The 25,650-nt window shown below is 71.7% G+C and carries 21 protein-coding genes, 1 tRNA gene and 1 pseudogene; 12 read left to right on the top strand and 11 right to left on the bottom strand.

Annotated features, from left to right (window positions below; genetic code table 11):
• Positions 1 to 69 precede the first annotated feature (69 nt).
• The 7 genes from AC0682_RS03255 to AC0682_RS03225 all read left to right on the top strand — a co-directional run bounded on the left by AC0682_RS03255 (position 70) and on the right by AC0682_RS03225 (position 6,429).
• Positions 70 to 954, top strand: a complete 885-nt coding sequence (locus AC0682_RS03255; protein ID WP_478530688.1) for a hypothetical protein — start codon at positions 70 to 72, stop codon at positions 952 to 954.
• Positions 955 to 1,027, top strand: a tRNA-Gln gene (locus AC0682_RS03250).
• Positions 1,028 to 1,136: 109 nt separating this feature from the next.
• Positions 1,137 to 2,585 (top strand): bifunctional UDP-N-acetylglucosamine diphosphorylase/glucosamine-1-phosphate N-acetyltransferase GlmU, encoded by a 1,449-nt coding sequence (gene glmU / locus AC0682_RS03245; RefSeq protein ID WP_478530687.1) that lies wholly within the window; start codon positions 1,137 to 1,139, stop codon positions 2,583 to 2,585.
• Positions 2,586 to 2,704: 119 nt separating this feature from the next.
• Positions 2,705 to 3,682: a ribose-phosphate diphosphokinase gene (locus AC0682_RS03240; RefSeq protein WP_018492778.1), complete on the top strand. Its 978-nt coding sequence runs from the start codon at positions 2,705 to 2,707 to the stop codon at positions 3,680 to 3,682.
• 205 nt (positions 3,683 to 3,887) lie between these two features.
• A complete protein-coding gene (locus tag AC0682_RS03235; protein ID WP_254812372.1) occupies positions 3,888 to 4,481 on the top strand; it encodes a 50S ribosomal protein L25/general stress protein Ctc in 594 nt (197 codons plus the stop codon).
• Between the two features lie 138 nt (positions 4,482 to 4,619).
• Positions 4,620 to 5,213 (top strand): aminoacyl-tRNA hydrolase, encoded by a 594-nt coding sequence (gene pth, locus AC0682_RS03230; protein WP_478530686.1) that lies wholly within the window; start codon positions 4,620 to 4,622, stop codon positions 5,211 to 5,213.
• A gap of 412 nt (positions 5,214 to 5,625) precedes the next feature.
• Entirely contained in the window at positions 5,626 to 6,429 is an 804-nt protein-coding gene (locus tag AC0682_RS03225) for an LPXTG cell wall anchor domain-containing protein (protein ID WP_478530685.1), read from the top strand.
• A gap of 175 nt (positions 6,430 to 6,604) precedes the next feature.
• Here the strand turns inward: AC0682_RS03225 and ppc are convergent, their stop codons facing one another.
• Positions 6,605 to 9,337, bottom strand: coding sequence for a phosphoenolpyruvate carboxylase (gene ppc / locus AC0682_RS03220; RefSeq protein WP_254812370.1), 2,733 nt, complete (start codon positions 9,335 to 9,337; stop codon positions 6,605 to 6,607).
• 396 nt (positions 9,338 to 9,733) lie between these two features.
• Here ppc and AC0682_RS03215 point away from each other — a divergent pair, with 396 nt between their 5' ends.
• The 3 genes and pseudogenes from AC0682_RS03215 to AC0682_RS03205 all read left to right on the top strand — a co-directional run.
• A complete protein-coding gene (locus AC0682_RS03215) occupies positions 9,734 to 10,732 on the top strand; it encodes an acyl-CoA desaturase (RefSeq protein ID WP_254812369.1) in 999 nt (332 codons plus the stop codon).
• A complete protein-coding gene (locus AC0682_RS03210) occupies positions 10,729 to 11,409 on the top strand; it encodes a TetR/AcrR family transcriptional regulator (RefSeq protein WP_019763438.1) in 681 nt (226 codons plus the stop codon). The genes AC0682_RS03215 and AC0682_RS03210 overlap by 4 nt, the downstream gene beginning before the upstream one ends.
• Before the next feature lie 13 nt (positions 11,410 to 11,422).
• Positions 11,423 to 11,635 (top strand): annotated as a pseudogene (locus AC0682_RS03205) (Uma2 family endonuclease); the annotation flags it as partial.
• Between the two features lie 3 nt (positions 11,636 to 11,638).
• Here AC0682_RS03205 and AC0682_RS03200 read toward each other — a convergent pair.
• Together AC0682_RS03200 and AC0682_RS03195 are read right to left on the bottom strand one after the other, a co-directional pair.
• Positions 11,639 to 12,025, bottom strand: coding sequence for a VOC family protein (locus AC0682_RS03200; RefSeq protein WP_478530684.1), 387 nt, complete (start codon positions 12,023 to 12,025; stop codon positions 11,639 to 11,641).
• Positions 12,022 to 12,834, bottom strand: coding sequence for a trans-aconitate 2-methyltransferase (locus tag AC0682_RS03195; protein WP_478530683.1), 813 nt, complete (start codon positions 12,832 to 12,834; stop codon positions 12,022 to 12,024). Before AC0682_RS03195 ends, AC0682_RS03200 begins: the two co-directional genes overlap by 4 nt.
• 89 nt (positions 12,835 to 12,923) lie before the next feature.
• Here AC0682_RS03195 and AC0682_RS03190 point away from each other — a divergent pair, with 89 nt between their 5' ends.
• A complete protein-coding gene (locus AC0682_RS03190; protein ID WP_103421077.1) occupies positions 12,924 to 13,421 on the top strand; it encodes a MarR family winged helix-turn-helix transcriptional regulator in 498 nt (165 codons plus the stop codon).
• On the opposite strand, the gene AC0682_RS03185 is transcribed toward AC0682_RS03190, so the two are convergent.
• The gene (locus AC0682_RS03185) at positions 13,380 to 14,168 is read right to left on the bottom strand and encodes a response regulator transcription factor (protein ID WP_254812368.1); all 789 of its coding nucleotides are present in this window, start codon (positions 14,166 to 14,168) and stop codon (positions 13,380 to 13,382) included. The two genes, AC0682_RS03190 and AC0682_RS03185, sit on opposite strands and share 42 nt — an antisense overlap.
• A gap of 282 nt (positions 14,169 to 14,450) precedes the next feature.
• Here AC0682_RS03185 and AC0682_RS03180 point away from each other — a divergent pair, with 282 nt between their 5' ends.
• Complete coding sequence (locus tag AC0682_RS03180) at positions 14,451 to 14,894, top strand: GNAT family N-acetyltransferase (RefSeq protein ID WP_478530682.1); 444 nt, start codon at positions 14,451 to 14,453, stop codon at positions 14,892 to 14,894.
• Between the two features lie 50 nt (positions 14,895 to 14,944).
• Here AC0682_RS03180 and galK read toward each other — a convergent pair whose 3' ends face one another.
• The 7 genes from galK to AC0682_RS03145 all read right to left on the bottom strand — a co-directional run bounded on the left by galK (position 14,945) and on the right by AC0682_RS03145 (position 25,597).
• On the bottom strand, positions 14,945 to 16,141 hold the full coding sequence (galK, locus tag AC0682_RS03175) for a galactokinase (protein WP_478530681.1): 1,197 nt from the start codon (positions 16,139 to 16,141) through the stop codon (positions 14,945 to 14,947).
• On the bottom strand, positions 16,138 to 17,118 hold the full coding sequence (gene galE / locus AC0682_RS03170) for a UDP-glucose 4-epimerase GalE (protein WP_478530680.1): 981 nt from the start codon (positions 17,116 to 17,118) through the stop codon (positions 16,138 to 16,140). Before galE ends, galK begins: the two co-directional genes overlap by 4 nt.
• A complete protein-coding gene (galT, locus tag AC0682_RS03165) occupies positions 17,115 to 18,158 on the bottom strand; it encodes a galactose-1-phosphate uridylyltransferase (RefSeq protein WP_478530679.1) in 1,044 nt (347 codons plus the stop codon). The genes galE and galT overlap by 4 nt, the downstream gene beginning before the upstream one ends.
• Before the next feature lie 201 nt (positions 18,159 to 18,359).
• Positions 18,360 to 19,115, bottom strand: a complete 756-nt coding sequence (locus AC0682_RS03160; RefSeq protein ID WP_478530678.1) for a helix-turn-helix transcriptional regulator — start codon at positions 19,113 to 19,115, stop codon at positions 18,360 to 18,362.
• A gap of 247 nt (positions 19,116 to 19,362) precedes the next feature.
• Complete coding sequence (locus AC0682_RS03155; protein ID WP_478530677.1) at positions 19,363 to 21,369, bottom strand: outer membrane protein assembly factor BamB family protein; 2,007 nt, start codon at positions 21,367 to 21,369, stop codon at positions 19,363 to 19,365.
• Between the two features lie 61 nt (positions 21,370 to 21,430).
• The gene (locus tag AC0682_RS03150) at positions 21,431 to 23,371 is read right to left on the bottom strand and encodes an outer membrane protein assembly factor BamB family protein (RefSeq protein ID WP_478530676.1); all 1,941 of its coding nucleotides are present in this window, start codon (positions 23,369 to 23,371) and stop codon (positions 21,431 to 21,433) included.
• A gap of 408 nt (positions 23,372 to 23,779) precedes the next feature.
• On the bottom strand, positions 23,780 to 25,597 hold the full coding sequence (locus AC0682_RS03145; protein WP_478530675.1) for an ABC-F family ATP-binding cassette domain-containing protein: 1,818 nt from the start codon (positions 25,595 to 25,597) through the stop codon (positions 23,780 to 23,782).
• Positions 25,598 to 25,650 lie beyond the last annotated feature (53 nt).

Below are 25,650 nucleotides of genomic sequence, written 5' to 3'. Positions count from 1 at the left end.
GATCGCCCGAAATGGCGAATCGACCAGGCTTTCGACCCGGACGTTCATATTCCGGACGACGATCACCGTATGACGGAAACCACCGGCAAGCACGCCGACTTCGAGGGCCTGCGCGCCCGGGCGGTGGCGCTGCGCAGGGAAGGCCTCAGCGTCCGGCAGATCAGGGACCGGCTGAAGGTCTTCAACAACGACATGCTTCACCGTCTCCTCCAGGGCGAACCGGCCCCGGAGTGGACGAAGCGCCCCCGCGCCAAGGACGACCTGCGAGCGAAGGCCCGGGAGCTGCGCCTCCAGGGCATGACGTACGACCAGATCCAGGTGGAGCTGGGGTGCTCGAAGAGTTCGATCTCGCTCTGGGTACGGGATCTGCCGAAGCCGGAACCGCGCTACACGGAGGAGGAGCGTCTTGCACGGATGAACGCGGGCCTGGCCGGCCTCCGCGCCCGCCAGGACCGGGAAAGGCTGGCGACGAAGCAGGCCGCGCGCGAGTCCGTGGGCGAGCTGTCGGACCGAGAGCTGTTCGTCGCCGGAGTCGCGCTCTACTGGGCCGAGGGCATGAAGGACAAGCCGTACAGCCGCCGGGAGAGCCTGCTCTTCGTCAACAGCGACCCCAACGTGATCAAGCTCTACCTCGACTGGCTCGACCTGCTCGGCGTCACACGCGAGCGGCTGCGCCTGCGCGTCAGCATCCACGAATCGGCGAACGTACCGGAGGCCGAGAGCTTCTGGTCGGAGCTCACCGGGGTGCCCCGTGGCGACTTCATGAAGGCGACGCTCAAGAAACACTCCCCCAAGACCAACCGCAAGAACACCGGCGAGGCCTATCACGGCTGCCTCGTCATCTACGTGACCAAGAGCGCCGAGCTCTATCGTCGCGTAGAAGGCGCTTGGTACGGCATAGTGTTGGGTGCCGATCCGGCAAGCCGACGCAATGTCCGGTTTAGCCGGAATTAATCCCCCATGGTGTAATCAGGCAGCACTGCGGTTTTTGGTACCGTCTGTTCAGGTTCAAATCCTGATGGGGGAGCCCCGGCACGCGGGCCCCGACCACACCGGTCGGGGCCCGCCCTCGTTCCCCGCCGAAACACCCCCGGTATCCTGCGGATGACCACCACCCGAAGCCGAAGGGCACATCCGTGAGCGCAACCAGCCCGGCAGCCGTCGTCGTCCTCGCAGCGGGTGAGGGCACCCGTATGAAGTCGAAGACCCCCAAGGTCCTGCACGAGATCTCCGGGCGCTCACTCGTCGGACATGTCGTCGCCGCCGCCCGGGAGCTGGAGCCCCAGCACCTCGTCGTGGTCGTCGGGCACGCCAGCGAGCAGGTCACCGCGCATCTGAACGCCGGCGAGGCCCCCGTGCGCACCGCCTTCCAGGCCGAGCAGAACGGGACCGGGCACGCCGTCCGGACGGGGCTCGAAGAGCTGGGCGGGGTCGTCGACGGGACCGTGATCGTCGTGTGCGGCGACACCCCGCTGCTCTCCGGCGAGACGCTCGGCGCGCTCGCCGCCACCCACGCCGCCGACGCCAACGCGGTCACCGTCCTGACCGCCGAGGTCCCGGACTCGACCGGCTACGGGCGCATCGTGCGCGACCCGGCCACCGGGGCGGTCACCGAGATCGTCGAGCACAAGGACGCGACCGACGAGCAGCGGGCGATCCGTGAGATCAACTCCGGGGTGTTCGCGTTCGACGGGTCGCTGCTGGCCGACGCGCTGGGCAAGGTGCGGACCGACAACAGCCAGGGCGAGGAGTACCTCACCGATGTGCTGTCGATCCTGCGTGAGGCGGGGCACCGGGTGGGGGCGTCCGTGGCGGGCGACCACCGCGAGATCCTCGGGATCAACAACCGGCTCCAGCTGGCCGAGGCCCGCCGCCTGCTGAACGAGCGGCTGCTGGAGCGGGCGATGCTCGCGGGCGTGACGATCGTCGACCCGGCGTCCACGTTGATCGACGCGACCGTCACCTACGAGCGCGACGCCCTCGTGCACCCGGGGACGCAGCTGCTGGGGACCACGCATCTCGCGGAGGACTCGGAGGTGGGGCCGAACTCGCGGATCGAGGACACCCTCGTCGGCGCCGGAGCCCGCATCGACAACAGCGTGACGCTCTCTGCCGAGATCGGGCCCGGGGCGACCGTGGGGCCGTACGCCTACCTGCGGCCGGGGACGCGGCTGGGGGTCAAGGCCAAGGCCGGTACGTACGTGGAGATGAAGAACGCCACGATCGGGGAGGGGACGAAGGTCCCGCACCTGAGTTACGTCGGGGACGCCACCATCGGCGACCACACCAACATCGGTGCGGCGAGCGTCTTCGTGAACTACGACGGGGTGGCCAAGCACCACACGACGATCGGCTCCCACTGCCGTACCGGTTCGGACAATATGTTTGTGGCACCGGTCACGGTCGGGGACGGGGTCTACACCGCAGCCGGGTCGGTGATCACGAAGGATGTGCCGTCCGGTTCGCTGGCCGTGGCCCGGGGCCAGCAGCGGAATATCGAGGGTTGGGTGGCCCGGAAGCGTCCGGGCAGCGCCGCCGCTCAGGCTGCTCAGGCGTCGTCGCAGGGAGCCGACGGCGAAAGCTGACCGGAAACAGGTGCGCCGGTGACGGCGTACCGTGATAGATGCTCACCCATTTCGGCTGGCTCGTTGCACATCGGGACCTATGCGTGCAGCGCCAGATACACGTCTGAGGAGACTGTGCTGTGACCGGGATCAAGACGACCGGCGAGAAGAAACTGATGCTCTTCTCCGGCCGCGCCCACCCCGAGCTGGCCGAGGAGGTCGCCCATCAGCTGGGAGTCGGTCTCGTGCCGACGAAGGCCTTCGATTTCGCCAACGGTGAGATCTACGTCCGCTTCCAGGAGTCGGCGCGGGGCGCGGACTGCTTCCTGATCCAGAGCCACACGGCTCCGATCAACAAGTGGATCATGGAGCAGCTGATCATGCTGGACGCGCTGAAGCGCGCGTCGGCCCGCTCCATCACGGTGATCGTGCCGTTCTACGGCTATGCCCGTCAGGACAAGAAGCACAAGGGCCGCGAGCCGATCTCGGCCCGTCTGGTGGCGGACCTGATGAAGGCGGCGGGTGCGGACCGGATCCTCACGGTGGATCTGCACACGGACCAGATCCAGGGCTTCTTCGACGGTCCGGTGGACCACCTGTTCGCGCTGCCGATCCTGGCGGACTACGTGGGTGCCAAGGTCGACCGTTCGAAGCTGACGATCGTGTCCCCGGACGCGGGCCGGGTCCGGGTCGCGGACCGCTGGTGCGACCGGCTGGACGCGCCGCTGGCGATCGTGCACAAGCGCCGTGACAAGGACGTGCCGAACCAGGTCTCGGTCCACGAGGTCGTGGGCAACGTCGAGGGCCGGGTCTGCGTGCTGGTCGACGACATGATCGACACCGGTGGCACGATCTGTGCCGCGGCGGACGCGTTGTTCGCGCACGGTGCGGAGGACGTCATCGTGACGGCGACGCACGGGGTGCTGTCGGGTCCGGCGGCGGACCGGCTGAAGAACTCGAAGGTGAGCGAGTTCGTGTTCACGGACACGCTGCCGACGCCGGGTGAGCTGGAGCTGGACAAGATCACGGTGTTGTCGATCGCGCCGACGATCGCGCGCGCGGTGCGTGAGGTGTTCGAGGACGGTTCGGTGACGAGCCTCTTCGAGGAGCAGGGCTGACCGCCTGAGCGGTCCCTGTTGATCCACTTTGGGGTGCGGCCTCCCCGCCGGGTAGACTCAGCGAGTTGCTCGGCGAGGGAGGCCGTACCTGTGTGTACGGCGGTCCGTTATCGACGCGCTCTTCGTAGCAGGCCTGTCGTGGGCCGGGTGACCGTTCGAGTTCCGTCACCCCCGACGGCTCTCCGTACCTGACGAGGAGTGCAACATGGCCGAGATCAAGCTCGCCAGCGAGGTCCGTACCGAGTTCGGCAAGGGTGCCGCCCGCCGTATCCGTCGTGCCGACAAGGTTCCCGCGGTCGTCTACGGCCACGGTGCCGAGCCGGTCCACGTCACGCTGCCGGGTCACGAGGTCCTGCTGGCGCTGCGTACGGCCAACGTGCTGATCGGTCTGGAGATCGACGGCAAGGACGCGCTGGTCATCCCGAAGGCCGTGCAGCGTCACCCCCTCAAGGGCACCATCGAGCACGTCGACCTGCTCACCGTGAAGCGTGGCGAGAAGGTCGAGGTCGAGATCGCGGTGCACGTCGAGGGCGATCTGGCGCCGGGCGCCAACCTGCTGGAGTTCGTGCAGAACACCCTGCTGGTCGAGGCCGAGGCCACCCACATCCCCGAGTCCGTCACGGTCTCCGTCGCGGGCCTGGACGCCGGCGACTCGATCGTCGCCAAGGACGTTCCGCTGCCGAAGGGCTCCGTGCTCGCCGGTGACGAGGACGCCATCGTGATCCAGGTCGTCGCCGCGCAGGCCGAGGAGCCGGCCGCGGGCGAGGCCGCCGAGGCGACCGAGGGTGCCGAGGCCTGAGCCTCGCCCTCCGCTGCACCTGTTCCACCTGCTTGACTGACGGGGTGGCGGTTCCCTTCCGGGGGAGCCGCCGCCCCGTTCGCCTGCCGTCCCCCTGTGTCCGATCCGCCTGTACCCGTACGAGGAGACCGAGCGCTGATGTCCGACGCCACCGACCCCTGGCTCATCGTGGGCCTCGGCAACCCCGGGCCCGAGTACGCGGCGAACCGGCACAACGCCGGGTTCATGGTGGCCGATCTGCTGGCGACACGGATCGGCGGGAAGTTCAAGCGCGCGCAGAAGGCGCAGGCGCAGGTGGTGGAAGGTCGCATCGGTCCGCCGGGTCCGGGGAGCCGGCGGGTGGTGCTGGTGAAGCCGATGTCGTACATGAACCTGTCGGGCGGTCCGGTGACGGCGCTGCGGGACTTCTACAAGGTGCCGACGGATCATGTGGTGGCGGTCCATGACGAGTTGGACATCGACTACGGGATGCTGCGGCTGAAGCTGGGCGGCGGGGACAACGGTCACAACGGGCTCAAGTCGCTGACGAAGGCGATGGGGCCGGACTACCACCGGGTGCGGTTCGGGATCGGGCGTCCGCCGGGGCGGATGCAGGTCGCGGACTTCGTGCTGAAGGACTTCGGTTCGGCGGAGCGCAAGGAGTTGGCGTACCTGGTGGACCGGGCGGCGGATGCGGTGGAGTGTCTGCTGGCGGAAGGGCTGGAGCGGGCGCAGAGCGCGTACAACTCCTGATCGTCGCGCGGGCGCGGGGGCGGCTGGGTGATCGCGTCGCGTGACTCGCGCGGCCTACGGCCTCGCCGTGGCCGTGTGCGGCGGGCGGGGGTGCGGTGGCTGTGTGCGGCGCGTGGAGGTGCCGTGGCCGTGTGCGGCCTGCGGGGTCGCCCCGCGGCCGTGTGCGGCGGGGCGGAGGTACGGCGGCCGTCCCGTCCGGGGCGCGGTGGCGGGTCGGCGCGCCCCGCGGCGCCGGTCCGCCGGGGGGTGTCGGGGAACGCTCCCGGGCGCAGAGCTTGCCCGTGGTGTGGCCAAGGTCCCGGTCGCGGCCTCGATCGTTATCGAGCGGGGGTCTCGGAGGCTCGGTGGCACGGTTAAGCTGCCCCCGCCACCCCTCCACGCAACCTTCACCTCTCGCTACGGACGACTGCCCATGAAACGCATCCTGATCCCCTTCGGCGCGCTGGCCGCTGCCGTGACGACCTCTCTCGTGCTGGCGCCGGCCGCCATAGCCACGGGCACCGATTCGAGCAACCCGACGCTGCGCCAGGAGCTCCCGGTGACGGCCGCCGAGTTCGCCGACGGGAAGGCCCCCGGGAAGTGCCCTGGTGTTCCGTCCGACAAGGACGGCTGGCACTTCGTCCTCCCCGGTAACAGCGCGACCTTCACCAAGCTGACGGTCACCTTCGAGCCGGGCGGCGCGCAGGAGATCACGGTCTTCGGTCCGCCGAAGGACGACCACGCCTACGCCGTCTCCGAGCCCGGTGCGCAGCTGACCGCGGTCACCGCCGAGATCAACGGCACGGTCCCGCAGAACAAGTTCAACCTGTCGCACACCTGCCCGGCCTCGGTGACGCCGTCGCCGTCGGGCACGCCGACCGACACCCCCACGGGCACCCCGACCGACGAGCCGACCGGCACCCCCACGGGCACCCCGACCGACGAGCCGACCGGCACCCCCACGGGCACGCCGACCGACGAGCCGACCGGCACCCCGACCGACGAGCCGGGCTCGACGCCGTCGGCCACCGCTCCGGCCACGACCACGCCGGAATCACCGGGTGCCGTGCCGTCGGCCTCGGAGAGCACCGCCCCGGGCACGGGCGGGGGCGATCTGGCCGAGACGGGGTCCAGCGCCCCGGTGGGCCTGCTGGCCGCTACGGCCGTGGCCCTGGCCGGCGCGGGTGCCTTCCTGGTGACGCGCCGCCGCAAGACGCAGCAGTCGGCCCACCGCTGACGCCCCGGGGTTGTCTCAAGGCCGGGCGGCGGACCGCCCGGCCTTGAGGCCCCACCGGAGGCGCGCCCGCAGCGCTCTCCGTCGCCCCGACCCGTGCTGGTGGCAGGGGTCGGGCCACCACGCGAAGTGCCCCCCGCCGGCTCTGCCGGCGGGGGGCACTTCGCGTCGTCGAACGTCAGCCGGTGTTGCGCAGGCCCGCGGCCACCCCGTTGACGGTGAGCAGCAGGGCGCGGGCGAGGAGCGGGTCGGGCTCCTCGCCACGTTCGGCGGCCTGGCGCTGGCGGGCGAGCAGGGAGACCTGGAGGTAGGAGATCGGGTCCAGGTAGGCGTCGCGGATGGCGAAGGTCTGCTGGAGCGCCGGGCTGGTGCCGAGGAGTTCGGTGGAGCCGGTGACCTTGAGGACTTCCTTCACGGTCAGGGCGTGCTCGGCCTCGATGGCGTCGAAGACGTGCTTCAGCTCGTCGGGGACGAGGGTGTCGACGTAGTGCCGGGCGATGCGCAGGTCGGTCTTGGCGAGCGTCATCTCCACGTTGGAGAGGAAGTTCCGGAAGAAGTGCCACTGCTCGTGCATCTCTTCCAGGACGCTGTCGAGTCCGGCTTCGCGCAGCGCCTTGAGGCCGGAGCCGACGCCGTACCAGCCGGGGACGATCTGGCGGGACTGGGTCCAGCCGAAGACCCACGGGATGGCGCGGAGGCCGTCGAGGGAGACGCCGGAGCCGGGTCGGCGGGAGGGCCGTGAGCCCAGGTGCAGGTCGGCGAGCTGGTCCACGGGGGTGGAGGCGAGGAAGTAGGCGGGGAGGTCGGGGTCCTCGACGAGCTTGCGGTAGGCGCTGTGGGCGGCGTCGGAGGCGGTGTCCATGGCCGCGTCCCAGCGGGCGAGGGCCTCGTCGGACTGGCGGGGTGCCGTGTGCAGGGCGGAGGCCTGGAGGGTGGCCGCGACGGTCAGCTCCAGGTTCTCGCGGGCGAGGGCGGGGATGAGGTACTTGTCGGAGATGACCTCGCCCTGCTCGGTCACCTTGATCTCGCCTTCCAGAGTGCCCCAGGGCTGGGCGAGGATCGCGTCGTGGGAGGGGCCGCCGCCGCGGCCGACGGTGCCGCCGCGGCCGTGGAAGAGGCGCAGGCGTACGCCGTAGCGGTGGGCGACGTCGCGGAGGCGGCGCTGGGCGCGGTGGATCTCCCACTGGGAGGTGGTGATGCCGCCGAACTTGGAGGAGTCGCTGTAGCCGAGCATGACCTCCTGGACGTCGCCGCGGAGCGAGACGAGGCGGCGGTAGGAGGGGTCGGCCAGCATCTCGTCGAGGATGACGTCGGCGGCGCGCAGCTCGTCGGTGGTCTCCAGGAGCGGGACGATGCCGATCTTGGCCCAGCCGGCGTGGAGGTCGACGAGTCCGGCCTCGCGGGCGAGGACGGTGGCGGCGAAGACGTCGTCGGCGCCCTGGCACATGGAGATGATGTAGGACTCGATGACTTCGGGGCCGAAGCGCTCGAAGGCTTCCTTGATGGTGTGGAAGACACCGAGGGTCTTCTCGCCTGCCGCGTCGAGCGGGGCGGGGGTGGGGGCGAGCGGCCGGCGCGAGCGCAGCTCCTTGGCCAGCAGCTTCTGCCGGTAGTCGCGGGGCATGTCGGCGTAGCGCCAGGACTCCTCGCCGAGGCGGTCGAAGAGCTGGCCGAGCGCGTGGTGGTGGGCGTCGGCGTGTTCGCGTACGTCCATGGTGGCGAGCTGGAGGCCGAAGGCGGCCAGGGTGCGGATGGTGCGGTCCATGCGGCCGTCGGCGAAGAGGCCGCCGCGGTGCTCGCGCAGGGAGGTCTGGATGAGTTCCAGGTCCGCGAGGAGCTCGGAGGTGCCGAGGTAGTCGCAGCCGGGGCGGTGGGGAGTGCCCTTGGCCAGGCGTTCGCGGGTGTTGACGAGCTTCTGCCGGATGCAGGTGGCCTTGAGGCGGTAGGGCTCCTCGGCGTTCAGCCGCTTGTAGCGGGGGCTGATCTCGGGGAGGCGTTCCAGGTCGGCCTGGAGGGAGGTGAGCAGTTCGTCGGTGGCGCCGGTGTAGCGGATGGAGTTGGAGAGCAGGCCGCGCAGGTAGTCGACGAGTTCGAGGGCGTCGGTGATGCCGTGCTCGTGCTGGAGGATGAGGACGTCCCAGGTGACGGCGGGGGTCACGTTGGGGTTGCCGTCGCGGTCGCCGCCGATCCAGGTCCCGAAGGTGAGGGGGCGGGTGCCGGCGGGCAGTTCGACGCCGACGCGCTCCAGCTCGGCGGCGAGGTCCTCCAGGACGTCCCCGACGGCGCCTGTGTGCAGCTCGTCGAGGTAGTAGATGGCGTTGCGGGCCTCGTCGGCGGGCTCCGGGCGGACGACGCGGAGTTCGTCGGTCTGCCAGATGAGGTCGATGTTCTCCGCGAGCCGGAGGTCGTGGCGGCGGCGGTCGGCCTCGATGACCGGGGTCTCCAGCAGTTCCGCGATGCGGCGGAGCTTGTTGAGGACGGAGCGGCGGGCGGCCTCGGTGGGGTGGGCGGTGAAGACGGGCCGCACGTTGAGGTTCCTGACCGTCTCGCGCAGGTGCTCGGGGTCGGCGTCCTTGAGCCGGTCGGCGGTGCGGGCCAGCAGGCCGCCCTCGGCCGCGCGGCGGTCGCGCATCTCGCGGGCGCGGTGCACCTGCTCGGTGACGTTGGCGAGGTGGAAGTAGGTGGAGAAGGCGCGCACGAGCTGTGCGGCGGTCTCCAGGGCCGTGTCGCCGAGGAGTTCGGCGGCGGCTTCGCCGTCGGTGCGGGTCAGGGCGCGTACTCGTTCGACGAGGTCGAGGAGTTCCTGGCCTTCCTGGCGTACGAGGGTTTCGCCGAGGAGGTCGCCGAGGCGGCGGATGTCGGCGCGCAGCTCGGTGTTGGCGGCGGCGGGGGTCTGGTCGGCACTGCTCACAGTGTGCGGCTCCTTGCAGTGAATGAGGAGGTGCGTCGCTTCGGCGTCTCCCGGTGGCGGTGGCGGTGGGAGAGCGCGTGGCGGGGTGCCGGGGCCCTGTGGCACGGCAGCGGGTGCTGGTGCCACGCCCCGGCGAGCGGGTGCGGACCGCGCTGTCCGACCCTCCCAGGATAGGTGTCGTCGCCTTCGGTGTGTCCGCTGCCCTGGCGGGGTGCGGGCGGATGCCGTCGGCATGGGTGCCCTACCCCGCGGGAGGCGCGGGGTACCGCGGGTGACGGGCTGGACCGGCCTCTCGTGTTGTGGGCCCCGTCACTGCCATACTTACCAAGCCGTAGGTTACGGAACCGTAGCCACGGCCGTCCGGAACTGCTTCCTCACCCTCCGAGGTATCCCTCTATGCCGTCCTCTCCCGATGTCCTCGACGAGACGGGCCCGTCCTCTTCCTCCGCCGCCGCTCCCGCTGCCGCCCTTCCCCCCGCCACGCTGGGCGGGGACCAGAAGCGGTCGATCGAGCAGTTCGCGCTGCTGGCGTTCATCGTGGTGCCGTTCATCGCTCTGCTGGCGGCGGTGCCGCTGGCGTGGGGGTGGGGGGTGAGCTGGCTCGACATCGGGCTGCTGGTGGCGATGTACTTCATCGGCTGCCACGGGATCACGATCGGTTTCCACCGGTACTTCACGCACGGTTCGTTCAAGGCGAGGCGTCCGCTACGGATCGCGCTGGCCGTGATGGGGTCGCTGGCGGTGGAGGGGCCTCTGGTGCGGTGGGTGGCCGATCACCGCAAGCACCACAAGTTCTCGGACGCGGAGGGCGACCCGCATTCGCCGTGGCGGTTCGGGGAGAGCCTGCCGGCCCTGATGAAGGGGCTCTGGTGGGCCCACATCGCATGGATGTTCGACGAGGAGCGGACCCCGCAGCAGAAGTACGCCCCCGATCTGATCAAGGACCCGGCGATCCGGGGGATCTCGCGCCACTTCCTGACCTTCACCATCGTGTCGCTGGCGATCCCGCCCCTGGTGGGCGGCCTGGTGACGATGTCGTGGTGGGGTGCGGCGACGGCGTTCTTCTGGGGTTCGCTGGTACGGGTGGCGCTGCTGCACCACGTGACGTGGTCGATCAACTCGATCTGCCACGCGGTGGGCAAGCGCCCCTTCAAGTCCCGTGACCGTTCGGGCAACGTGTGGTGGCTGGCGGTGCTCTCGTGCGGCGAGTCGTGGCACAACCTGCACCACGCGGACCCGACGAGTGCGCGGCACGGGGTGATGCGGGGGCAGATCGACTCCAGCGCCCGGCTGATCCGCTGGTTCGAGAAGCTGGGATGGGCCTATGACGTGCGCTGGCCCGACGCGGACCGGATCGCCTCCCGGCGCACGCCCGTACCGGCCGACCCGGCATGATTGACGACGTGGCGACCGACTCCAGCAGCGAGAAGAGCAGACCTCCGTCCTCCCGGCGGGCCCGGCGGGTCCGGATGACGGGCAAGGAGCGTCGCGAGCAGCTGCTGGACATCGGCCGGGCCCTCTTCGCCGACAAGGGGTTCGAGGGCACGTCGGTGGAGGAGATCGCCTCCCGCGCCGGGGTCTCCAAGCCGGTGGTGTACGAGCACTTCGGCGGCAAGGAGGGGCTGTACGCGGTGGTGGTCGACCGCGAGATGCGCCAGCTGCTGGACATGGTGACGGGCGCGCTCACGGCGGGCCATCCGCGCGAGCTGCTGGAGCAGGCGGCGTTCGCCCTGCTGGACTACATCGAGTCGTACACGGACGGTTTCCGGATCCTGGTCCGGGACTCGCCGGTGGCCCAGTCGACGGGCACGTTCGCGTCGCTGATCAGCGATATCGCCACGCAGGTGGAGGACATCCTCGGTCTGGAGTTCAAGGCCCGCGGTTTCGACCCGAAGCTGGCCCCCCTGTACGCGCAGGCGCTGGTGGGCATGGTGGCGCTGACCGGCCAGTGGTGGCTGGACGTCCGCAAGCCGAAGAAGGCGGAGGTGGCCGCCCATCTGGTGAACCTGTGCTGGCACGGGCTGGAGAACCTGGAGGCGAAGCCGCGGCTGATAGGGCACCGGAAGAGCTGACCGCGGCTGATAGGCCAAGCCCCACAAGTACGCCACCGCCGGCATCCCGCACTTCTGGCTGGTGGAGATGACGGGCACCGACCAGCACCCCGTCGTGCGGGTCTACGAGCTGGACCCGGTGACGAAGGCGTACGCACTGACGGGCATCCACCACGACCGGCTGAAGACGGGTGTGCCGTTCCCCGTGGACATCGGCATCTCGGCGGACGCGCTCAAGGAGCTGTAGGGCTCACCCCGCCGGAGGCTCCGGCTCCAGGAACTCCAGGCGGTTGCCGGCCGGGTCGTGGGCGTAGAACCGGCGGTGGCCGGGGAGGTCGTCGTCCCATTCCGTGCGGATTCCGCGGGCCTCCAGGCGGGCCGCGTACTCCACGATCCCCGTCACGCGCAGGCCCGGGTGGGCCTTCTTCGCGGGGTGGAAGTCCTCCTCGACGCCCAGGTGGAGCTGGACGGGGCCCGCGGCGAACCAGCAGCCGCCGCGGGCGGCGAGCACCGGGGGTTTGGGGATCTCGGTCATGCCCAGGGCGTCGGCGTAGAAGGCGCGCAGGGCGTCCTCGGAGCCGGGCGGGGCGGCGAGCTGGACGTGGTCGACGGCGGCGAGGCCGACAGAGGCGGTCATCGGTTCTCCTTGCGGGCTACCGCGAAGATGCGGCGGAACGGGAAGACCGTGCCGTACGGGCCTGGCGGGTAGGCCTCGCGCAGCAGGTCGCGGTAGTCGGTGAGGAAGGCGTCGCGGGCCTCGGGGTCGTCGGCCAGGGTGGTGAGGACGGGGCGCAGGGCGGTGCCCTTGACCCAGTCCAGGACCGCGTCCTCGCCGTGCAGGGTCTGGAGGTAGGTGGTCTCCCAGACATCCGCGGTGCAGCCGAGGTCCCGGAGGCGGGTGAGGTAGTCGACGGGGTCCAGGACCGCGGCGGTGCGGTCGCCGACGCCGTGGAGGCGGGGGCGCCAGCGGTCGGAGTCGCGGAGGCGGGCCAGGAGCGTGTGGCTGGGGGCGGTGAAGTTGCCGGGGACCTGGAAGGCGAGGGTGCCGCCGGGGGCCAGGGCGTCGATCCAGCGGGGGAAGCGGTCGGCGTGGCCGGGAATCCACTGGAGCGCGGAGGTGGAGACGATCAGCCCGTACGTCTCGGTGGGCGTCCAGGTCAGCGCGTCGGCCTCGACGAAGTCGAGCTGGGGCGGGCGGGCGTGGGCGGCGGCTTCGGTGAGCATCTGCGGAGAGCTGTCGTAGCCGGTGATACGGGCCTGCGGCCAGCGGTCGGCGAGCAGGGCGGTGACGTTTCCGGCGCCGCAGCCGAGGTCCGCGATCCGGGGTGCGGGGTGGCCGGGGAGGTCCCCGATCCGGGTCAGGAGGTCCCGGAAGGGGCGGGTGCGGTGGTCCGCGTGGCGCAGGTACTGCCGCGGATCCCAGGTGGGTTCGGGGGTCGGTGTCATGGAGGACAGGGTCCCCCGCCAAGTCTCTTGATGTCAAGAGACTTGAATTCAAGAGACTTCATGTCGACAGACCCTCTACACTGATCGGCATGGAGGACGAGGTCGACCGACTGGTCGCTGCATGGCGCCGCGAGCGCCCCGACCTCGATGTGGAACCACTCGAGGTGCTCAGTCGCGTCTCCCGCCTGGCACGCCACCTCGACCGGGCCCGCCGCATAGCGTTCGCCGAGCACCACCTGGAGCCGTGGGAGTTCGACGTGCTCACCTCGCTGCGCCGGGCCGGCCCCCCGTACCAGCTCTCCCCCGGCCAGCTGCTCACCCAGACCCTGGTCACCTCGGGCACGATGACCAACCGCATCGACCGGCTCACCAAGAAGAACCTGGTCGAGCGACTGCCCGACCCCAACGACCGACGCGGGGTGCTCGTCCGGCTGACCGCCGAGGGGCGCGACAAGGCCGACCAGTCGCTGGCCGGGCTGCTCGACCAGGAGCGGGCCATCCTCGGCGAGCTGTCCCGCCACCAGCGCGGTGAACTGGCAGATCTGCTACGCCAGTTGACCGCCCCGTTCGACAACATCCCCGGCTAGCCGGGCCGTTGCCACCGGCTCCGCCGGGCCGACCCCCGCCCGCCGGGCCAGCGCCACGGCGGCCAGCGTCGAGTGCACCCCGAGCTTGCCCAGCACGTTCTGCACATGGGTGCGGACCGTGTGCGGGGAGAGGAACAGCCGCTCCGCGACCGCCTTCCGGCCGAGCCCGGCCACCATGCAGCGCAGCACCTCGTGCTCGCGCGGGGTCAGGGACTCCACCAGCTGCTGGCTCTCGGTGCGGTGCTTACGGGTCGCCGTCAGCTCCCGCAGCACCCCGGTCAGCAGGGCCGGCGGCAGATGCGTCTCGTCGCGCAGCACGCCCCGGACCACCGTGAGCAGCCGCTGGAGGGAGCAGTCCTTGGCGACCCACCCCAAGGCCCCCGCCTGGAGGGCGCGGGCGGCGCACCGGGGGTCGTCCTTCTCCGCGAGCACCACCGAGCGGACGCCCGGCCGGGCCGCTCGGACCCCGGCGACCAGCGCGATCCCCCCGGCCGTCCCGGGCTCTGGCTGCCGGGGCGGCGGGATGGCCGTGTCCCCGCCGTCGGGGGCGAGGGCGCCCAGCTCGGCGTCGACCAGGATCACGTCGTACGGGCGCGCCTCGGCGGCGGCCCGCTCCAGGGCGCGCAGGGCGGCCGGGCCGCTGCCCGCCGCCGCCACGTCCACGTCCGGTTCGGCCGCGAGGGCCGCCGCGAGCGATTCGGCGAAGATGCGGTGGTCGTCGACCACCAGAACCCGGATTCGAGCCACAGAGAGACCCCCATCGGCGGGGCGGACAGCTGCGGGTACGACGCCCGGAACCTTGCGGACGGCCCCCTGGCCGTCCGTGCCGGTGGACCCGGGTGCGCCGACCGCCGTCGTCCGCACCGCCCGCCACCCCGCCCCGGGCGCCGTACCCGACTCTCTCGCCCCCTGATTCGGCACCGGCCCCCACCGGCGCTGGGATCAGCGTACGGGCGGGGGCCCCGGGCGGAGGGGAATTCGCGGAACTGATGGCCCGGGGCGGTGGTCGGCCTGTTTAGGGTGGGGTGCATGTTCCGTCTTGAGACAGAAGTGGACAAAGAGCGTCACCGGCTGTTGAGCAAGCGGCTCCAGGAGGACAACGTCGCCGCCTCGGCCGGTCTGCGAGCCCTGCTCTCCACCCCCGCCGAGCCCGAAGTCCCGCTGGAAGTGTGGGCGTTGGACCGGGAGGGCGCGCTCGCGGGCGGGCTGACCGGGCGGACCTGGGCGTACTGGCTCCATGTGGACCTGCTCTGGGTGGACGCCCGCCACCGCGGCTCCGGCCTCGGTTCACGGCTGCTGGCCGAGGCCGAGCGGGTGGCCCGCACCGAACGGGCCTGCACCCGCGCCCGGTTGGAGACCTGGGACTTCCAGGCCCCGGAGTTCTACCGGAAGCGGGGGTACGAGGAGATCGGCCGGGTCGAGGACTATCCGCCGGGCGTCACGGAGTTCATCCTCGCCAAACCACTCGCCTGACGCCCTGCGCCGCCCCGAGAGGTCCGGACTCCGTCCGCCTGTACGGGAGTTCAGCTCAGGCGGCGGGCTCCGGCCGACGGGACGGCGGCGAAGATCCCCGGCGCCGTGTGGCCCGCCCGGGCGAACGCCCGGGTGACGGCCTCGGCCACCGCGTCGGCCTCCGCCGCCTCCGCCAGCACGATCGCGGAGCCGCCGAAGCCGCCCCCGGTCATGCGCGCGCCGAGCGCCCCGGCCTCCTGGGCCGCGGCGACGGCGAGGTCCAACTCGGGGCAGGAGACCCGCAGATCGTCCCGGAGTGAGCGGTGGCCCTCGTTGAGGACCGGGCCCGCCGCCCGCACCTCACCCGCGTCGAGCAGGGCGGCGACCTGCTCCACCCGGCGGTTGTCGCCGACGACATGGGTGACGTAGCGGATGACGGACTCGTTCGCCCCGGCTCCGGCGAGCGTGGCGAGGGCCGCGGGGAGGTCGCCGTAAGGGAGGTCCCGCAGGGTGGGGATGCCCAGCAGCCGGGCGCCCTCCTCGCAGCCCGCCCGGCGCTCCGCATACGCCCCGTCCCCGAGCGCGTGCTTGACCCGGGTGTCGACGACCAGGAGCGTGAGGCCCTGGGCGGCCAGGTCGAAGGGGACCTGGCGCAGGGTGATGTCACGGGTGTCCAGATGGAGGGCGTGGCCCTCGGTGCAGCAGGCCGACGCCATCTGGTCCATGATCCCGCAGGGCACGCCGACGAAGTCGTTCTCGGCGCGGCGGCCGATGGCGGCGAGTTCGGGTCGGCTCAGGCCGAGCCCGAAGAGGTCGTCGAGGGCGAGCGCGGTGACGGTCTCCAGGGCGGCGGACGAGGAGAGCCCGGCGCCGGCGGGGACGGTGGAGGCCAGGGCGATGTCCGCGCCGGTCACCGGGTGGCCGGCCGCACGCAGCGCCCAGACCACACCCGCCGGGTAGGCGGCCCAGCCGTGGCCGGAGCGCGGGGCCGGCTCGTCGACGCGGAGGGAGACGACGCCGCCGGGCACGTCGGTGGAGTACAGCCGCAGGACGCCGTCCGTGCGCGGGGCGACGGCGGCGCGGGCGGTGTGCGGGAGGGCGAGCGGCATCACGAAGCCGTCGTTGACGTCGGTGTACTCACCGATGAGGTTCACCCGCCCCGGTGCCGCCCACACCCCGTGGGGCTCGGCCCCGTACAGCGTGGTGAAGGTGGTGGACGGCTCGGCCCCGTGCCCGTACTCGCTCGACGGTCCGGCGGTGTCGGTCATGCGGTGGCGGGTTCCTCTCGGCGGGCGAACTCCCAGGCGTCGGCGACGATTTCGGCCAGGTCGGCGCGGGAGGGCTGCCAGCCCAGGCGTTCGGTGGCGGTGGCGGCGGATGCGACGAGGACGGCGGGGTCGCCGCCGCGGCGCGGAGCCGGGGTCTCGGGGATCGGGTGGCCGGTGACCTTGCGGACGGTCTCGATGACCTCGCGTACGGAGAAGCCGTTGCCGTTGCCGAGGTTGCAGATCAGGTGCTCGCCGGGGGCGGCGGCGTCCAGGGCGAGGAGGTGGGCCTCCGCGAGGTCCGCGACGTGGATGTAGTCGCGCACGCAGGTGCCGTCGGGGGTGGGGTAGTCGTCACCGAAGACGTTGATCGACTCCCGCTTGCCGAGGGCGACCTGGAGGACGAGGGGGATGAGGTGGGACTCGGGGGTGTGGCGCTCGCCGCAGCTGCCGTACGCCCCGGCGACGTTGAAGTAGCGCAGCGAGACGGCGGCCAGGCCGTGGGCGGTGGCCTCGCCGCTGATCATGTGGTCGACGGCGAGCTTGGAGGCGCCGTAGGGGCTGGTGGGGGCGGTGGGGTCGGTCTCGGTGATGGGGCTGGAGACCGGCTCGCCGTAGGTGGCGGCGGTGGAGGAGAAGACCAGGGTGCGGACGCCGTGCTCGCGCATGGCGGCGAGGAGGGCGGTGGTGCCGCCGACGTTGTTGACCCAGTACTTCTCGGGGTTCACGACGGACTCCCCGACCTGGGAGAAGGCGGCGAAGTGCAGGACGCCGTCGAAGGAGGGGTCGAGGTGGCGGGCGGCGTCCTGGATGCGTCCCTCGACGAAGGTGGCACCTGCCGGGACGCCCTCGCGGAATCCGGTGGAGAGGTCGTCCAGGACGGTCACCGCGTGCCCGGCCTCCAGCAGATGCTGGGCGACCACGCTGCCGACGTAGCCGGCGCCGCCGGTGACCAGGTACTTCTTCTTCGGGTTGCTCACGTGCTCGCTACCTCTCGCAGTCGCTGGGCTGCGGCCTCCGGAGGCACGTCGTTGATGAACACGCCCATGCCCGATTCGGAACCCGCCAGGAACTTCAGTCTGCCGGATGTGCGGCGGATGGTGAAAAGCTCCAGGTGCAGCGCGAACTCCTCCCGGCCCGAGACCCGGAACGGCGCCTGGTGCCAGGCGGAGATGTACGGGGTGGGCGGCTCGCCCGGCCCGAAGATCCGGTCGAAGCGCCCCAGCAGTTCCAGGTAGACCCGGGGGAACTCGGCCCGTGCCGCCTCGTCGAGCACGGTCAGGTCGGGGACGCGGCGGCGGGGGTGGAGGTGGACCTCGTAGGGCCAGCGCGCCGCGTACGGGACATGGGCGATCCAGTCGTCGGTGGCGAGGACGATCCGGCTGCCGTCCCTCTCCTCGCGGGCCACCACGTCGTCGAAGAGGTTGCCCCCGTGCTCCGCGCGGTGGCGGGCGGCGGAGCGGAGCATCAGCTCGGTGCGCGGGGTGACGAAGGGGTAGCCGTAGATCTGGCCGTGCGGGTGGCCGAGGGTGACGCCGATCTCGGCGCCGCGGTTCTCGAAGCAGAAGACCTGGGTGACCTGGTCGAGGGCGCCCAGGGCGGCGGTGCGGTCGGTCCAGGCGGCGAGGACGAGCGCGGCCTGCTCCTCGGTGAGGTCGGCGAAGGACGCGTCGTGGTCGGAGGTGAAGCAGACGACCTCGCAGCGGCCGGAGTCGCCGGCGAGGGAGGGGAAGCGGTTCTCGAAGACGACGACGTCGTAGCGGCTGTCGGGGATCTCGCCGAGGCGGCCGTCCCGGGAGGGGCAGAGCGGGCAGGCGTCGGCGGGCGGGTGGTAGGTGCGGGCCTGGCGGTGCGAGGCGATGACGACCGCGTCCCCGAGCAGCGGGTCGTGGCGGATCTCCGAGGAGGTGGCGACGGCATCGAGCGGGCGCCGGTCGACGGCGCTCCGGGCGGTGCTGTCGAGGGAGTCGTAGTAGATCAGCTCACGGCCGTCGGCCAGGCGTGTAACCGTCTTCTTCACCAGCACCCTCCACCCCCTCAATCAACACAAGCAAACATAATTAATCACAAGCCAACATCTCCGTCAAATGGCCGGGCGCAGCCCGGGGGCGCCCCGTACGCGTCACGTGGGGCTCGCTCGCAGGCCGCGCGGCTCGCACGCGCTGTTCCCGTCACCGCGCTCGGCCTCGGCCTCCCGCTCTCCCGGGAAGCCGCGCCCGGCTCACACGCCGGCGGCGCCCGCCTGCGAACCGGAGGGGCCGCGCGAGCCGGGGGCGCAGCCGGAGTGGCCGTGGTGGGCTGTACCGTCGGCGTCGCCCGCCGCCCGGTCCAGCAGTCCGGTGCGGGCGGCGAGGGCGGCCGCCTCCAGCCGGGAGCCGACGCCCAGCTTCATCAGGACCCGCTGGACGTGCGTGCGGGCGGTGCTCGGTGCGATCCGCATCCCGGCGGCGATCAGCCGGGTGTCCTCGCCCTCGGCGACCCGGACCAGGACCTCCGCCTCGCGCGGGGTCAGCATCCTCAGCAGCCGGCGGCCCTCGTCGTCGGGCCGGGCCGCCGGGTCGAGCAGCTCCGCGAAGGCGCCGCGCAGGAGCGGCGGGGCGATGGCGCTCTCCCCCGCCCGCGCCTTCAGCATCGCCCGCTCCACGCCCTCGATGCGCTCGTCGTGCCGGACGTACCCCGCCGCTCCGGCCACGAAGGCCGCGGCGATCCCGCGCGGGCTCGGAACCGGGCCGAGCACCACCACCGCCACCTGGGGACGCTCCTGGACGATGCGCACGATCGGGTCGAAGACCCCCGGCGCGGCGGGCGACGCCGTACCGAAGAGGCAGACCTCCGGGGCCCTGCCGACCACCAGCTCCGCCGACCCGGCCGTCGGGGCGGCGGCCGCGAGCACCCGGTGCCCCCGCAGTTTCAGCGCCGAGGCGAGTGCCTCCGCCAGCAGGCGGTGGTCGTCGACCACCATGAGCCGCACGCTCATCGACAAAGCTCCCCAAGTGCCCCTGTACGCCCTGGATTCCGGCCCCCGGGCTTCTGCCCCGGCAAGCTACACGCTCGTTCGGCACTCTGTGCCCCGTACGCGGGAGAAGCCTCCCGGTAGGCCGAATTCCATGCCGTTCGGGCCCACTTGAGCGGGAAGGACGGCGGAAGCCGATCAGCCCTGCCGGACGGTGGCCGTCCGGCAGGGCTGATCGGGAGAGGCCGGGTGTGTCACCCGGCGGGGTGCGTCACTCGGTGCGGAAGGCCAGCGAGAGGTAGAGCTTCTCGTCCGCCTGGCTGTCGCGGCGCTCGCTGATGAGCTGCTTCGCCAGGTAGAACCGGCCCTCGCCGTAGAGGACTTCGGAGTGGTCGATGGAGAAGCTGGTCTCCGCCCGCCGCACCGTCTCGTCGGCCGGATTCTCCATCAGCAGCGTCTGCTTGAAGGTCTCGCCGTCGATGGAGACGATCTGACCGCCCTTGTCGTACGGGGGCCGCTTGTACGCGATGACGCTGGTGCCGTCCATCCGCAGCGGGGTCAGGGAGTAGCGGTCGCCCGCGTCCGCCCGGCCGCCCAGCAGCTTGCCGGTGGTCAGGTCGAAGGCGACGATCTCGTTGGTCTTGCCGTACTCGCCCGTTCCGTCGTGGTCCTCGGTCGGCAGGTACAGCCGGTTGTTGCCGACGGCCACCCCCTGGCAGCTCTCCACGTCGGTGGAGCGGCAGCGTGCCGCGTACTTCTCCGCGTCGGCGGAGATCCTCATGATCAGCTTGCCGGTGGCCGCGTCGATCGAGAAGAAGTCGGAGATGCCGCTGCCGTCGCTCGCGGTGTCACCGACGTTGGCCGCGACCACCAGCGGCTTGGTGGAGACGACGGAGGCGTAGTCGACGCCGGCGGGCATGTCGAACGAGGAGAGCGGCGCGCCGGTCGCCGGGTTCAGCATCTGGATGGAGAGCTGCGGGCTGTCGTACGAGCCGCACTTGCGCACCACGGCGAGGGCTTCACCACCGGCGTACCCCGTGTCGTAGCAGCGGTTGCCGTCGACCTTCGGCTTCCACAGCTCGGCGCCGTCCTCCAGCTTGAAGGCCGCGCCGCCCGAGGTGCCGCCCGCCGCGACGGTGGTCCCGCTGAGCGTGACCTCGTCGAACTGGACGGGCCGGTCGCCACCGGTGGCGGAGGTGACGGACTTGCTCCACAGCAGCTTGCCCGCCGCCATGTCCACCACGCCGACCTGGTTGCACGCCGGGTACTTCTTCTCGGCGGTCGGCTTGCCCTCCTTGAAGAGGATCGCCGTCCGGTAGTCCTTGGTCATGTGGCGGGAGGCGCCGCAGACCTCGCCGGCCACCGGCACGGACCAGAGCTTGGTGCCCTTGTCCCGGTCGTAGGCGACGACCTCTCCCGCGCCGGACTTCACGTACGCCTTGTCGGTGAGCCAGGAGCCCTTGACCGACGTGACCTGGGTGACCTCCGGCTGCAGGAGCTGGAAGGCGACCTTGGCGTTGGTGTTGCCGGGGGCCTTCTCGACCCCGCCGGGCAGACCGCCCTCGCCGCCCTTGCCCTCGCCGTCCTTGCCGTCCTTGCCCTCGCCGCCGGTGGAGCCGGACGAGGTGGACGCCTGGTCGCCCTTGTCTCCGTCGTCCTTGGTGGCGCTGTAGACGACGGCCGCGCCGATGATCAGCACCACGGCGACGGCCGCGGCGACGATGATCTGCATCTGGGTGCTGAACTTCTTGCCGCCGTTGCCGTCACCGCCCGGCCCGGGCTGCGGGGCGCCGTACATCGGCTGGGTGGGGTAGCCGTAGCCGGGCTGGGCGCCCGGGTATCCCGGCTGGCCCTGCTGAGCCGGGTAGCCGGGCTGGCCCGGCTGGCCGGGGGCGCCCTGCGGGTAGCCGTAGCCGGGCTGGGCGGCCTGCGGGTAGCCGTAGCCGTTGGGCTGCGGGGCCGGCGGGGTGGGGTAGCCGGGCTGCGGAGAGCCGTAACCCCCGGCGGGCGGGGTGGGCGGGGAGCCGTAGCCGCCGGCCGGCGGGGTGGGCGGGGCCGCGGGCGGGGGCTGCTTGGCGAAGGGGTCCGAGGGCGGCGGGGTCGGCTCACCGAACCCGCCGGGCGGCGGGTCCTGCGGGGCCCCGAACCCGCCGGAGGGCGGGGAGGCGGGCGGACCACCGGCCGGGGGGCCCGCCGGAGGCTGGGCAGGCGACTGGCCCGGGGGCTGGTCCGGGGACTGGCCCTGGGGGTCGTTGGGGGGCTGCGGCGGCTGGGTCATCGCGTACGTACCTCAGGAGACGGGAGTGGTGTGGGGGTTGCGGATGCCGTCGGGACGGCGGTCACTTGGAGAACACCAGCGCCGTCGCCTGCTCCATCTCCCCGTCGTCACGGCCGCTGAGCCGCTTGGGGAGGATGTAGGAACGCCCGTCCTCGTACCGGGCGGAGAGCCCGCCGAAGAGGCTGTTCTCGATCCGGTTGGTCCGCTCCGGGTGCTGGAGCAGGACGCTGGTGGAGCCGCCGGTCGGCGGGAGCGTGAGCATGGCGCCGGGCTTGTCGTACCGCGGCTCCATGTAGAGCACCAGCTTGCCGCCGTCCATCCGGACCGGGGTCACGGAGCGCTCGGCCGGGGCGGGCGCCGTCCACTTGGGCTTGCCCGTGTTCAGGTCGAAGGCGACGACCTTGTTCGTCCGCTCGGAGCCGGACCCCTCGGCCTTGGTGGCCATGTAGAAGGTGTCGGCGCCGGCGACGACCCCGGTGCACCCTTCGAGCTTCTGGCCGAAGACCGCGAACGCACCGCCGCAGTTGGCGACGACCGTGTCATTCTTGGCCGGGCTCATCTGGGAGCGGAGCTTGCCGTTCTCGGTGAACGCGGCGATCGACCACTGCTTCTTCTTCTTGTTGTCGAGCGAGACCACGAGCGGGCTCACCGAGTAGACCTTCTTGATCTCCCAGCCGCGCGGCGGCTGGTAGGTCCACTTGGGCTTGCCGCTGGCTGGGTCGAGCTCCTGGAGCTCGTGCTGCGGCTCGTCGCTGTCACCGGTGCGGCAGTTCGCGGCGGCGATCAGCTTCGGGCCTCCGGCGAAGGCGAAGGTCTTGCAGTTGCCCGACGGAGTACCGAACAGTTCCTCGCCGTCGCTGACCCGGTACGCGCTGGAGTAGCTGGTCCGTCCGGCGGTGACCGTGTTCCCGCTGATCGCGAGGCCGATGTCGGAGATCAGGTCGAAGGCGCCGGCCTTCTTGACCTCGGTCTTCCAGCCGGCCTTGCCGGTGTTGAGGTCGATCATCTGCAGCACGGAGCAGGTGGACCGGTCCGTGGTGCCGTTCTTGATGGCGATGACGGTCTTGCCGTCGGGAGCCACCGTGTTGGGGGTGGCGCAGATGTCGGCGGGGAGGTCGACGGTCCACTTCTTCTTGCCGTCGGCGACCGCGTAGCCGGAGACGCCGCGGTACAGAGCGGTGACCATGGTGTCTCCGACGTACCAGGGGCCGTAGATCTCGCCGCCGTTGCGCGGCAGGTCGACGTCGTTCTTCTGGAGCCAGGCGACCTTGGCCTCGCCCGGCTTGCGCCCGGCGTTGAGGTCGTCGTCGGTCTCCCGGCCGCCGCCGGTGCCGTCGCCCTCGTCCACGGTGGGGGACGCGCTGGGCGTCTCGGGCGCCTTGGCGTCGCCGCTCGGGGCCGCGACCGGCTTCTTGGGGTCGTCGCCGCTGTCGCTCACCACGTACCAGGCGCCCGCGCCGACGAGCAGGACGACGGCGACGGCCGCGGCGGCGAGGATGCCGGTCTTCCCGTTGAACGTCCCGGAGCCGCCGGGCTTGCTGGGGGCGGGTGCGCCGGGGTACTGCTGCTGCGGGAAGCCGTAACCGGGCTGCGTGGGCTGACCGTAGGGACCGGGTGCGGGCTGACCGTAGGGGCCGGGCTGCTGGCCGTACGGGGAGGAGGGCGGCTGACCGTAGGGACCGGGGGCCTGACCGTACGGGCCGGGGGCCTGGCCCGGAGCCTGACCGGGCGCCTGCCCCGGTGCCTGGGGGTAGCCGTAGCCGGGCTGGGCCGGGGGTGCCTGCGGGTAGCCGTACGCCGGGTCGCCCGGGGGCGGCGTCTGCGGCGGGGCGGGCTGCCCGGCCGGAGGCTGCGGGGCCGACGGGGCCTGGGCGGGCGGGCCCGGCGGCGGGGCCTGCGGCGGCTGGGCCGGGGCCTGCGGCGGCTGAGGAGTCCCCTGCGGCGGCTCCTGCGGAGCCCCGAAGCCTCCCTGCGGCGGTTGCTGGCTGGGCGGCTGGCTCATCAGCACGTCCCCCTTCGTGCGGTCCGGTGTCCGATCCGGTCTCCCCCGCGATTCCGAAGAGGTCAATCCCTCTCGGAAAGGAGCGAATCGGGCATGGATTCCGCGGTGTTACGACAGTCGGGCGGGGCTTCTTTGTACCACCCGCCCGCCATCGAACACCGGATCGGTCCGCCCCCTGTTCCCAAGGGAGAACCGCGCCGTGATGCCCTCGTTACGACCCAGGGGAGGTGACGGTCAGTCACCGGAGGCGGGCATCGAGACGGTGGACTTCTCCTGCTGGTCGTCGCCCCCGCTGGTGTACGGCCGGAGCAGCACCGGCCGTCCGCCGGAGCAGCCCACCACCGCCTCGAGGAAGGGGCGCTCCGGCGCACTCGACGCGTCCCGGTGCGCAGGCCGGGCCCTCGGCTCTCAGGCGTCCTCGGCCAGCTCCAGCCAGCGCATCTCCAGCTCGTCGCGCTCGGTGACGAGTTCACGGAGTTCGGCGTCGAGCTTGGCGACCTTCTCGAAGTCGGTGGCGTTCTCCGCGATCTGCTGGTGCAGCGCGGTCTCCCGGGTCGAGATCTTGTCGAGCTGGCGCTCGACCTTCTGCAACTCCTTCTTCGCGGCGCGGGCCTCCTGTGCGGAGAGCGCGGGGGCCGCCGGGGCGGCGGAGGCCTCCCGCACGGGGGCGGCGGAGGGGGTGGCCGTCTCCTCCATGCGCTGCCTGCGCTCCAGGTACTCGTCGATGCCGCGCGGCAGCATCCGCAGGGCACGGTCACCGAGGAGGGCCATCACCCGGTCGGTGGTGCGCTCGATGAAGAACCGGTCGTGGGAGATCACGATCATCGATCCGGGCCAGCCGTCGAGGAGGTCCTCCAGCTGGGTGAGGGTCTCGATGTCCAGGTCGTTGGTGGGCTCGTCGAGGAAGAGGACGTTGGGCTCGTCCATCAGGAGCCGCAGGATCTGGAGGCGGCGGCGCTCACCGCCGGAGAGGTCCCCGACGGGCGTCCACTGCTTCTCCTTGGTGAAGCCGAACTTCTCGCAGAGCTGCCCGGCGGTCATCTCGCGGCCCTTGCCGAGGTCGACCCGGTCGCGGACCTGCTGGACGGCCTCCAGGACGCGGAGGTTCGGGTTCAGCTCGTGGACCTCCTGGGAGAGGTAGGCGAGCCTGACGGTCTTGCCGACGACGACCTTCCCTGCGGCGGGCTGGGTCTCGCCCTGGGTTCGGGCGGCCTCGGCGAGGGCGCGGAGCAGCGAGGTCTTGCCGGCGCCGTTGACGCCCACGAGGCCGATGCGGTCGCCGGGGCCGAGCTGCCAGGTGAGGTGGGTGAGCAGGGTCTTGGGCCCGGCCTGGACGGTCACGTCCTCCAGGTCGAAGACGGTCTTGCCGAGGCGGGCGTTGGCGAACTTCATCAGCTCGCTGGTGTCGCGCGGCGGCGGCACGTCGGCGATCAGCTCGTTGGCGGCCTCGATGCGGTAGCGCGGCTTGGAGGTGCGGGCCGGGGCACCGCGGCGCAGCCAGGCCAGCTCCTTGCGCATGAGGTTCTGCCGCTTGGCCTCCTCGGTGGCGGCGATGCGCTCCCGCTCGGCGCGGGCGAAGACGTAGTCGCTGTAGCCGCCCTCGTACTCGTGGACGGTGCCGCGCTGGACGTCCCACATGCGGGTGCAGACCTGGTCGAGGAACCACCGGTCGTGGGTGACGCAGACGAGGGCGGAGCGGCGGGCGCGCAGATGGCCGGCGAGCCAGGAGATGCCCTCGACGTCGAGGTGGTTGGTGGGCTCGTCCAGGACGATCAGGTCCTGCTCCTCGATGAGGAGCTTGGCCAGCGCGATACGGCGGCGCTCGCCGCCGGAGAGCGGGGCGATGACGGTGTCGAGCCCGTGCTCGAAGCCGGGGAGGGCGAGACCGCCGAAGAGCCCGGTGAGCACGTCCCGGATCTTGGCGCTGCCGGCCCACTCGTGGTCGGCCAGGTCCCCGATGACCTCCTGGCGGATGGTGGCCTTCGGGTCCAGCGAGTCGTGCTGGGTGAGCACGCCGAGCCGCAGCCCCCCGTTGTGGGTGACACGGCCGCTGTCCGCCTCCTCCAGTTTGGCGAGCATCCGGATGAGGGTGGTCTTGCCGTCCCCGTTGCGGCCCACGACACCGATCCGGTCGCCCTCGGAGACCCCGAGGGATACACCGTCGAGCAGGGCACGGGTGCCGTACACCTTGCTGACCTGCTCGACATTGACCAGATTGACGGCCATTTCACTCCTGCCCAGGGGGTTGATCGACCCTCCCAGGGTACGGCCCGGCGGAG

It is taken from the genome of Streptomyces sp. NPDC043746 (assembly GCF_056436485.1).
This window is presented reverse-complemented; position numbering and strand designations above follow the sequence as displayed.

Bases quoted from the DNA above. Each gene is read 5' to 3' on its own strand.
- AC0682_RS03150 (WP_478530676.1), bottom strand. From the start codon at position 23,371: ATGAGCCAGCCGCCCAGCCAGCAACCGCCGCAGGGAGGCTTCGGGGCT.
- AC0682_RS03210 (WP_019763438.1), top strand. From the start codon at position 10,729: ATGATTGACGACGTGGCGACCGACTCCAGCAGCGAGAAGAGCAGACCT.
- galK (WP_478530681.1), bottom strand. From the start codon at position 16,141: ATGACCGACACCGCCGGACCGTCGAGCGAGTACGGGCACGGGGCCGAG.
- AC0682_RS03145 (WP_478530675.1), bottom strand. From the start codon at position 25,597: ATGGCCGTCAATCTGGTCAATGTCGAGCAGGTCAGCAAGGTGTACGGC.
- AC0682_RS03180 (WP_478530682.1), top strand. From the start codon at position 14,451: ATGTTCCGTCTTGAGACAGAAGTGGACAAAGAGCGTCACCGGCTGTTG.
- AC0682_RS03215 (WP_254812369.1), top strand. From the start codon at position 9,734: ATGCCGTCCTCTCCCGATGTCCTCGACGAGACGGGCCCGTCCTCTTCC.
- AC0682_RS03195 (WP_478530683.1), bottom strand. From the start codon at position 12,834: ATGACACCGACCCCCGAACCCACCTGGGATCCGCGGCAGTACCTGCGC.
- AC0682_RS03160 (WP_478530678.1), bottom strand. From the start codon at position 19,115: ATGAGCGTGCGGCTCATGGTGGTCGACGACCACCGCCTGCTGGCGGAG.
- AC0682_RS03235 (WP_254812372.1), top strand. From the start codon at position 3,888: ATGGCCGAGATCAAGCTCGCCAGCGAGGTCCGTACCGAGTTCGGCAAG.
- AC0682_RS03255 (WP_478530688.1), top strand. From the start codon at position 70: ATGACGGAAACCACCGGCAAGCACGCCGACTTCGAGGGCCTGCGCGCC.
- AC0682_RS03155 (WP_478530677.1), bottom strand. From the start codon at position 21,369: ATGACCCAGCCGCCGCAGCCCCCCAACGACCCCCAGGGCCAGTCCCCG.
- AC0682_RS03200 (WP_478530684.1), bottom strand. From the start codon at position 12,025: ATGACCGCCTCTGTCGGCCTCGCCGCCGTCGACCACGTCCAGCTCGCC.
- pth (WP_478530686.1), top strand. From the start codon at position 4,620: ATGTCCGACGCCACCGACCCCTGGCTCATCGTGGGCCTCGGCAACCCC.
- AC0682_RS03225 (WP_478530685.1), top strand. From the start codon at position 5,626: ATGAAACGCATCCTGATCCCCTTCGGCGCGCTGGCCGCTGCCGTGACG.
- AC0682_RS03190 (WP_103421077.1), top strand. From the start codon at position 12,924: ATGGAGGACGAGGTCGACCGACTGGTCGCTGCATGGCGCCGCGAGCGC.